1 protein-coding gene is annotated in these 344 nt (G+C 41.9%); it reads left to right on the top strand.

Annotation, left to right across the window (positions count from 1 at the left end; translation table 11 throughout):
- A partial coding sequence (locus tag AB5935_RS25115; protein ID WP_410525549.1) for an SDR family NAD(P)-dependent oxidoreductase occupies window positions 1-344 on the top strand: 344 nt, incomplete at both ends.

The raw sequence follows: 344 nt of genomic DNA on the forward strand, positions 1-344 counted from the left end.
GATTATAAATATCAGCTCTATCGGTGGTGTAATGGGAATCCCCTATCAGGGATTTTATTCTGCTTCGAAATTTGCAGTGGAGGGATATAGCGAAGCATTGGCTTTAGAGGTTTATCCGTTCCATATAAAGGTTTGTGTAGTAGAACCGGGAGATTTCAACACCGGATTTACTGATAACCGGAATATCTCCGAACAGACAAGACTGGATGCCGATTATGGAGAAAGTTTTCTGAAATCATTGGAGATTATAGAAAAAGAAGAACGTAATGGATGCCATCCGCGGAAGTTGGGTGCTGCCATCTGTAAGATAGTGGAATGTACCAATCCTCCTTTTCGGACGAAAG

The organism is Phocaeicola sp. RTP21198st1_B8_RTP21198_201120 (genome assembly GCF_040929485.1).
GTDB classification, from domain to species: Bacteria; Bacteroidota; Bacteroidia; order Bacteroidales; family Bacteroidaceae; genus Phocaeicola; species Phocaeicola dorei.